Origin of the sequence: Frankia sp. AiPs1, from assembly GCF_023716945.1 — a bacterium.
In the GTDB taxonomy this organism is placed as follows: domain Bacteria; phylum Actinomycetota; class Actinomycetes; order Frankiales; family Frankiaceae; genus Frankia.
Genome location: NZ_JAMQQF010000238.1, coordinates 1 through 8,570 on the forward strand (window position 1 = coordinate 1; position 8,570 = coordinate 8,570).

The 8,570-nt window shown below is 72.2% G+C and carries 7 protein-coding genes; 2 read left to right on the top strand and 5 right to left on the bottom strand.

Annotated elements, in window-relative coordinates:
- Window positions 1-66 precede the first annotated feature (66 nt).
- The 4 genes from ND748_RS19040 to ND748_RS19055 form a co-directional block, all read right to left on the bottom strand.
- A complete protein-coding gene (locus ND748_RS19040; protein WP_251747359.1) occupies window positions 67-951 on the bottom strand; it encodes an alkaline phosphatase family protein in 885 nt (294 codons plus the stop codon).
- Between the two features lie 333 nt (window positions 952-1,284).
- On the bottom strand, window positions 1,285-2,157 hold the full coding sequence (locus ND748_RS19045) for a DUF4097 family beta strand repeat-containing protein (protein ID WP_251747360.1): 873 nt from the start codon (window positions 2,155-2,157) through the stop codon (window positions 1,285-1,287).
- 76 nt (window positions 2,158-2,233) lie between these two features.
- Window positions 2,234-2,815 (bottom strand): toxin-antitoxin system HicB family antitoxin, encoded by a 582-nt coding sequence (locus ND748_RS19050; RefSeq protein ID WP_251747361.1) that lies wholly within the window; start codon window positions 2,813-2,815, stop codon window positions 2,234-2,236.
- Between the two features lie 370 nt (window positions 2,816-3,185).
- A complete protein-coding gene (locus ND748_RS19055; RefSeq protein ID WP_251747362.1) occupies window positions 3,186-4,445 on the bottom strand; it encodes a cytochrome P450 in 1,260 nt (419 codons plus the stop codon).
- Window positions 4,446-4,793: 348 nt separating this feature from the next.
- On the opposite strand from ND748_RS19055, the gene ND748_RS19060 reads away from it, so the two are divergent.
- Together ND748_RS19060 and ND748_RS19065 are read left to right on the top strand one after the other, a co-directional pair.
- A complete protein-coding gene (locus ND748_RS19060; RefSeq protein WP_251747363.1) occupies window positions 4,794-5,744 on the top strand; it encodes a polysaccharide deacetylase family protein in 951 nt (316 codons plus the stop codon).
- Between the two features lie 117 nt (window positions 5,745-5,861).
- Window positions 5,862-7,112, top strand: coding sequence for a cytochrome P450 (locus tag ND748_RS19065; protein WP_251747364.1), 1,251 nt, complete (start codon window positions 5,862-5,864; stop codon window positions 7,110-7,112).
- A 75-nt stretch (window positions 7,113-7,187) separates the two neighbouring features.
- On the opposite strand, the gene ND748_RS19070 is transcribed toward ND748_RS19065, so the two are convergent.
- Window positions 7,188-8,438 (bottom strand): cytochrome P450, encoded by a 1,251-nt coding sequence (locus ND748_RS19070; protein WP_251747365.1) that lies wholly within the window; start codon window positions 8,436-8,438, stop codon window positions 7,188-7,190.
- Between the last annotated feature and the right edge of the window lie 132 nt (window positions 8,439-8,570).

Consider the following 8,570-nt stretch of genomic DNA (forward strand, 5'->3'; position numbering starts at 1 on the left):
CGGCAGGCCCGGGGTCGCCCCCGGGCCTGCCGGTCTGGTGCGGGTGTCCGCGACGTACACGGGCCGCTAGCTCCAGATGCCGGTGATGTCCGACGCGCTCGACGCGTTGCCGGCGTGCGTCGTCAGCCCGCCGAGATCCTCCAGCGTGCGCAGCAGGTTGTAGTGGTTGTACGTCGTCGACGTGCTGCTGCCCGCCGTGACGTGCTGGCCGTAGAACACCGTGGGGATCCGGTTGCCGCTCTGCTTGTTGTCCTCGTCGAAGGTCACCACGAGCACGCTGTTGTGGGTCTTCGCCCAGGTGGCGTAGGCCCCGAGGTTGTTCTGCAGCCAGGTGTCGCCCGTGCCGACCGAGCAGTCGTGCATGTCGTTGCACAGGTTCGGGACGACGAACGAGACCTTCGGCAGCGTCGAGTAGTTCGTCGGGAACTGCGCGAAGGTGTGCGCGGTGCTCGTCGGCACATTGCTGAAGGCGAACCACGGGTTGTGCTTGCGGGCGTACTTGGTGGAGCTGTTCGTGCAGACCGTCGACCCGGCCGACGGCAGGCCCTCGTTGTAGCTGCCGAACGTCTTGCCGGCGGCGATCAGTTCGGAGCCGAGGTTGGCGGCGCTGCTGAATCCCGGGGTGTAGCAGGCGTCGTCGGTGACGCCCTGGGTGCCCCCGGAGAACAACGCGACGTAGTTGGGCTGGCTGGGATGGGTCAGTCCGTAGGAGGCGGTGAGGTTCGCGCCGCCACTCTTCAGCGAGTTGATGTAGGGCGCGCTCGACGATCCGATGACCTGCGAGTAGGCATGGTTCTCGAGCATCACCACGACGACGTGGTCGGGCGCCGGCAGGCTCGCGGCCTGGGCGGGCGCGGCGGCCCACACTCCGAACAGGGCGGCCGCCAGGCTGGCCGCGCCGAGGGAGCCCAGCGCCAGGCGCGAACGCCGGACACGGGTGAGAACGGACAAGGTGAGACCTCCGGCAGTTACGAAGGAATCAGCGCGGGCCCTCGCTGAAGATCCACGTCAGGTTAGGAGGTCCACCGACCGTAGTCAGTACTGCGCAGAGGAAGACGAGATAAACAGACGACCGCGTTGCGACACTCCCGCGTCACCCGTTCATAACCTGACCCGGAGTTGCCTGGGACGAGGTAGGCCGATCGAGTCGGAGAATTGTCCACGATTCATCTACATTCACAACCGAGAATCAATCGACACGAACGCTCCGCCCACGGTCGGAGTGTTCACCGCCCGGCCGGACCTCGTCCGGCGCCGTCCGGCCCCTCCGCCCGGTCGTTGTGCCTACCGGGCCAGCGCCGACGACCGGGCGGGCCGGGAGCGGTGGACCAGGATGTTGCCGCGGCCGGACAGGGCGCGGATCTCGACGGTCTCGTCGGAGGGGGCCGGGTGGTCGACGGCGGCGATCTCGCTGCGCACGGTGCCGTCACCCGAGCGGAGGTCGAGCAGGGCGGCCGTGCCCTCCCGCACGCCGATGTCGAGCCGGCCGGATCCGGTCACCAGCGCTACCGTGCCCCGCACCACCTCGCCGATGCGGACGTCGGCCGAGCCGGTCCTGACGTCGACACCGGCCAGCGCCCGGTCGACGCTGACGGCGCCGGCGGCGGTGGCGACCCGCACGTCGTCCGCCGCCTCACCGAGGGTGACCGGGCCGCTCGCCGTCTGGATCGTCACCGGGCCGTCGAGCGCCCGAATCCCGATCGCGCCGTTGGCGGTCTGGACGTCGGCGCGCCCCCGGCAGCGGCCCACGAAGACGTCCCCGTTGGCGGTTCGCAGCCGCAGGTCGCCGGTCTCGTCGAGGTCGACGCCGCCGCGGGCGACCTGGACCGTGCAGTCACCCAGGCGTCCGGTGGCCCGCACTCCCGTCCCCGCGCTCGCGTCGAGGCGCGAGCCCGCGGGCAGGTCGACCGTCACCTCGACCGCGTCGCCGGAGCCGAACAGCGAACGCAGACGCCTGCGCGGCGCCCGGATCGTCAGCCGGCCGGCGCGGTACTCGACGATGGTCTCCCGGGCGGCCTGCACGTCGGCGTCGCTGGCCGGATCGGCCGGGCGCACCTCGACGACCGTGTCGGCGCGATCGCCGGCTCGGATCAGCAGACCGCCGGCGCCCACCTCGATGCCGGCGAGAATCGGTTCCGGGGTGTCGAAACTCGGCATGGTACAGCTCCTTCTTCAGTGTCCGGTCTTAGGTGATCGGCCCGGTCTTAGGTGATCGGCCCGGCCCCGCGGTCGGCTAGCGGACCCACCCGCGGTATCGGCGCCCGTGCTGATCGGCGCCCTCCGCCGCGGGGCGCCCCGGCACCGCGCCGGGGTCGAGCGCGGCGCCGACGGCACGCACGAGCCAGGCGTTGACCGACAACCCCTCGCGGTCCGCCGCCTCGTCGATGCGTGGCTTGAGCTGCTCGGGGACCCGCAACGTGAGCCGCGACGTCCGCCCCTCGTCACCCTCCGCCGCGCCCGCCCCAGCCCCCCCACCGATCCCAGCCCCCCCACTGATCCCAGCCCGGGCGGGCACCACCCCGGCGGACCAGGTGGCGCCATCAGTGACGTCATTCGCGGTCGGCAGTGGCGTCGGCGGCGGCGTCACGACGAAGTCGGCGTCACGGCCACGCAGCCGCACATCGACCGATCCCGGCGCCAGCTCGCGGCTGATCTCGTCCGCAGCGGCCGACAACGCCTCCAGCAGGGCAAGCCTGATGGCCGACTCCAACGGCCCGACGAGCCGCTCGGCCCACGCAAGCGCGTCCGCGCCCCCCGCCTGCGCGGCGACCGCGAGCTCCCGGCGCAGGTCCTCGACATAAGGCGCAAGATCCATGACGCCAGTATGACGTCACTGAGACGTCATGGCAAGCCGCATTCCCGGAATGCCCGCGCTCCCCGTACTTGGTGCGGCGATGCGCAGTGGTCGGGGTGCGGGGGCGGCGGGGCGTCGCGCGGTTCCGCGGAACCGGAACCAGCCCCAGCAACGACTGCGACGACTGCGACGACTGCGACGACTGCGACGACTGCGACGATCAAGGTGTTCTGCGGAACCGCGTCACCCGCCGAGCCAGCGCGGACCGAGTCGACAACGTTGCCGTGCAGCAACCACCGGCCTGGCCGGCGTCGCCGATCAGGCCGGTGGTTGCGACCTCCCCCGGCTGCCGAGGATGGTGCAGACACCCGAAGCCACCGGTTCGAGCAGCTCAGCGGGCGTGGAGGCGGACCTGGAGGGCGTCGACGCCGCGGACGGCGAGGTGGGGGCGGTAGGTCGGCTCGGCGGTGATCTCCAGAAGGGTCACGCGGTCGAGCAGGGCGGTCAGCATGGTCTCGGCCTCCAGGCGGGCCAGCGGGGCGCCGAGGCAGTAGTGCAGGCCGTGGCCGAAGCCGAGGTGGCGGGCCGCGGGGACCGCCGTGGCGTAGCGGGTCAGGTCGAACTGGTCGGGGTGCGGGAAGGCGTCAGGGTCGCGGTGGGCGGCGCCGGCCACGAGGATGATGCCGTCACCGGCGCGGAACGTCTGCCCGGCGAGGTCGGTGTCGGCGAGCGCCGTGCGTCCCGTCCACTGGACGGGCGGGTCGTAGCGCAGCGTCTCCTCGATCGCCGCCGGCACGAGTGTTCGGTCCGCCCGTAGCGCCGTGTACTGGCCGGGGTCCCGGGCGAGCGCCAGCACGGCGTTGGCGACCAGGTTCACGGTCGTGTCGTAACCGGCGACGAGCAGCAGGACGCAGATTTCGAGCAGTTCGTCCGCGCTGAGCCGGTCGCCCTGTTCCTGCACGGCGATCAGGTCGCTGAGCAGGTCGCCCCCGGGTTCGGCGCGGCGGCGGGCGATGAGCTCGGTGAAGTAGTCGGCGAACGCCCGGGTCGCCTCGGTGCGCTGGGCCCGCTCGACCGGGTCGAGGACCTGGTCGGGGTCGAGGCCACGGGTCAGCGCCGACGCCCAGCCGCTGAAGACCTCCTCGTCGCGTGCCGGAACCCCGAGCAGCGAGCAGATGACCCGCAGCGGCAGCGGCCGGGTGAACGTCTCGACGAGGTCGACCTCGCCTCGGTCGACGGCCGCGGCGAGCAGCTCGCCCGACAGCGCCTCGGCCATCGGGCGGAACCGGGCGATCCTCGCCGGGGTGAACGCCCTGCTGACCAGGCGGCGCAGCCGGGTGTGCGTCGGCGGGTTCGCCCGCAGCATCGACCGCAGACCCTCGTCCTGATCCGTCACCGGACGAAACGCGCTGGTCTCCATGGGGACGTGGCCCCAGGCGGGATCCTGCAGGACGCCGACGCAGTCGGCGTGCCGGGTGAGCACGCCGATCCGGGGAGACTGCGGGGACAACCAGTGACAGCGGGCCGATTCCCGCAGCGTCCGGTAAAGCGGATAGGGGTCGCCGCGCTGCCGCGGATCGAAGATCTCGCGCACGCCGCCGGCCTCCGCCACGACACCGACCTGCGCCACGCCGGGATGTTCCGTCGTCATTCCAGGGCCTTCCCATGCCGCTTGAAGACCGGCGGGCCGCGACCGGAGGACCGGGCCGTTGTCGGGCAGCCGGCACCGCAATGCTGCTCCCGTCGGGTCCGACGCTAGGCCGCGGGAAGACGATTCCCGCCGTCGATATCCGCTTCTTATCGACCGATGCGGAATGCCTGGCCTCAGGCGAACCCTCTCGACCCTCTTGACCCTCTCGACCCCTTTGGCCCTCGTGGCTCCCGCGAGCCCGATCCGGATCGTGTGGTCGGCGCCGGCCATGACACCATTGTTGGGGCCGGATCGCGGGGTTCGGATGGTCGGCGCCGGACCGTCGGGGCCGGATCGGGGGACAGTGCAATGCTGGCATCTCGGCGCAATCTGGTCACCGGCGTCGCCGGTCTGACGCTCGGTGTCCTCGCCGGCTGTGGAACCGACCGTTCCGCGGCCGGCACGACCGGCCCCGAACCGGCCGGTCGGCGGACTCCCCTGCAAGCCGCTCTCCCCACGACGCCGGCCGAGGTGAGCCGCGCCGAGGTGGGCCGCGCGGAGATCGTCGCCCGTTACGGTGGACTGCGGCCGCGTGCCTGGGCGCTGGACCTGCCCGGGACGATCACCCGGTTGCCCGCCGCAGACAGGGCGCTGGCGCTCACCTTCGACGCCTGCGGTGGGCCCGCAGGCAGCGGCTACGACCAGGGTCTGATCACCACGCTGCGCCGGTACGGCGTCCCGGCCACCCTGTTCCTGAACTCCCGGTGGATCGACGCGAACCGGGCCGCCTTCGCCGACCTCGCCGGCGATCCGCTGTTCGAGATCGGCAACCACGGCACCCTGCATCGGCCGCTGTCGGTGTCGGGCCGGTCAGCCTATGGCATCCCCGGCACCCGCGACGCCGGCCAGGTCTACGACGAGGTGGCCGGCAATCATGCAAAGCTCACCGGCCTGCTCGGCCGAGCGCCCCGACTCTTCCGGCCGGGTACCGCGTACAGCGACGACGTCGCCGCCCGCATCGTCGGTGACCTCGGCGAGACGATCGTCTCGTTCACGGTGAACGGTGACGGTGGCGCCACCTACAACGCGGCCCAGGTCCGCGCCGGCCTGCTGGCCGCCCCGCCCGGCTCGATCGTGATCGGGCACATGAACCATCCCCGCCGCGGCACCGGACCCGGCGTGGCCGCGGCCCTGCCGCGCCTGCTCGGCGCAGGATTCCGCTTCGTCCTTCTTCCGGCCGAGCCGGCAGGAATGCGGCCCTCGATATCTGGTTCGAATCGACCGATGCGGAATACCCGTCCGAGCCTGGCGGGCCCTTGACCCCCGCTCGCGCCCGACCCACGATGACGCCCGCCACCTGCATTTCTCCGCGCGCATACCCGTGTTCCCAGTACGGCAGTCTCAGGGCCGGGTGACGCATACGAAGGAGCGGGACTCATGACCACAGCGGAGATCGACGGCAATCGGGCCGACGCCCACGATGTTTTCGACACCGCCCACCGGATCGATCCCTACCCCCGGTACCGCCGGCTGCGCCAGGCCGGCAGCCCGACCCCCGTCCGCCTCGGTGACGCCGAGGTGACGCTGATGTCCCGGTTCTCGGACTGCGCCGCGGTGCTACAGAGCCAGGCGTGGGGCCACGGCAACGTCGACCGGCTCAGCCCCTTCTGGGATCAGCAGGCGAGCCTGCCCGGCTCGTTCATCCGGATGGACCCGCCGGACCATCGGCGGCTGCGCACGCTGGTCAACAAGGCGTTCAGTGCCCGGATGGTCGCCGACCTCGCGCCCATGATCACCAGTCTGGTCGACACGCTGGTGGACCGCGCCCTCGCCGACGGCGGCCTCGACGTGATCGGCGGCCTGTCCGCGCCGCTCGCTCAGGCGATGGTGGGTCAGCGCCTGCTCGGGGTGCCCGCGGCCGACGCCGAGATGCTGCGCTCCTGGGAGCTGGCGATCGCCCGCGGCACCGACCCGGACGGTCTGCTGTCCGCCGAGGACCTCGCCCGGCGCAACGACGCGGGGGCGAACGTCGTCGCCTACCTTCAGGACCTCGTGGCGCGCCGGCGGGCTCACCCCGAGGACGACCTGCTCAGCCGGCTCGTCGCGGTGGAGGAGTCCGGCGAGGTGCTCACCGCCGCCGAGGTTCTCGGCATCTGCGTGCTGCTGCTCGTGGCCGGGATGGAAACGTCGATCAACCTGGTCGGCAACGGCATCCTCGCCCTGCTCACGCACCCCGACCAGCTCGCCCTGCTGCGCGCCCGGCCCGAGCTGGCCCCGTCGGCGGTGGAGGAGATCCTGCGCTACGACACGCCGACCCAGTTCACGATGCGGGTCGCGCTCACCGACACCACCGTCGGCGAGCGCCGCTTCCGCCGCGGGGACGGCGCGATCGTGCTGATGGGGTCGGCGGGCCGGGACACCGACGTGTTCGACGGCGGCGAACGCCTCGACATCACCCGGTACGCCGAACCCGGCCGCTCGCCGCGCCACCTCGGCTTCAGCCTCGGCCTGCACTACTGCCTGGGCGCGCCGCTGGCCCGGCTGGAGGCGACGACCGCGATCCGCACGCTGGTCGAGCGGGCGCCGGCGCTGTCGCTGGCCACCGACGAGCTGTCCTACCAGCCGAGCCTCATCCACCGCGGGCTGAGCTCGCTGCCCGTCGACCTCTCCCCCGCCGCCGCGGCCTGAATCGGCGAAGGGCCGGCGCCGTCCCCGGTGGGGAACGACGCCGGCCCTTGGCCAGAGGTTCAGGCGGCCCGAGGTTCAGGCGGCATGGAAACGGACGGGGAGTTCGGCCAGGCCGCGGATGAGCATGTTCGGCTTGTACGGCGGGGTGTCGGTGAGCAGTTCCATGTCGGCGACCCGGTCCAGTACCCCGGCGAGCAGCAGCTCCATCTCGAGCAGCGCCAGCGGTGCGCCGAGGCAGTAGTGGTGGCCGAGGCTGAACGACAGGTGCCGGGCGATCGGCTTGGCGGTGTGGAAGCGGGTGACGTCCAGGCGGTCCGGGTCGTCGTACACCAGCGGGTCGCGGTTCGCGCAGGCGATGAGCGCGACGATCCCCTCGCCGGGGGCGAAGACCTCGCCGCCCACCACCAGCTCGCGCTTGGCGGCCCGGGTGTTCATGTGGATGGGCGAGTCGTAGCGCAGCAGCTCGTCGACCGCCGGGCCGATCAGCTCGCGACGTTCGCGCAGCAGCGCGACCTGGTCGGGGTTGCGGATCAGGGCCATCATCCCGTTGCCGACGAGGTTCACCGTCGTCTCGTGACCGGCGATGATCAGGGTCACGCAGGTGCCGAGCAGCTCCTCCTCGGTGAGCCGGTCGCCGGCCTCCTCGACGGCGGCAAGCTGGGTGATCAGGTCGTCGCCGGTGGCCTCGCGGCGCCGGCGGGAGACCAGTTCGCGGAAGTACCCCAGGAACTCGGGGATGGCGCGGTTACGCTCGGCGAGCGCCTGCGGCGTCATCAGCACGTCGGGGTCGAAGGCGCGGGCCAGCGCCTGCGACCAGACCTGCACCGCCGGATGGTCCGCCGCCGGCACACCGAGGATCTCGCAGACGACCGTCAGCGGCAGCGGGTAGGCGATGGTGTCGATGAGGTCGAACTCGCCGGCCCGCAGCGCGTTGTCGAGCAGCTCGTCGACGAGCGCGGTGATGCGGGGCCGCAGCGCCGCGACGGTCCGGGCGGTGAACGCCTTCGTCACCAGGCCGCGCAGCCGGGTGTGGTCCGGCGGCTCCATCCACAGGAACGACGCGGGGAAGGCCGAGGCGGGGATCGTCGGGTGCAGGTGGTGGGGCTCGCGGTCGTGGCCCCACTCCTGGCTGCCCAGCACCGCCGCGCAGTCCGCGTAACGGTTGGCGACCCGCAGGCCGAACGCCGCGGTGTGCAGCGGCCCGGCGGCCCGCAGCTCGGTGTAGACCGAGTAGGGGTCGTCCCGGTTCGCGGGATCGAACAGCTTCGACAGCAGCGGCGCCTGCGGCTGCTCGGGGATGGCCGGCGCGGGTTGGACGGTGACCATGCTGAAGCTCCTTCTACGACGGTTCGTCGGGTGCCGGGCGGTCGCGCCTGGCAGCGGTGCCGGGGGCGAGCACGCGTGCGGCCAGCGCGGGGCGCAGCAGCGCGGCGGGCGGCTCGGCGAGGTGCACGACGC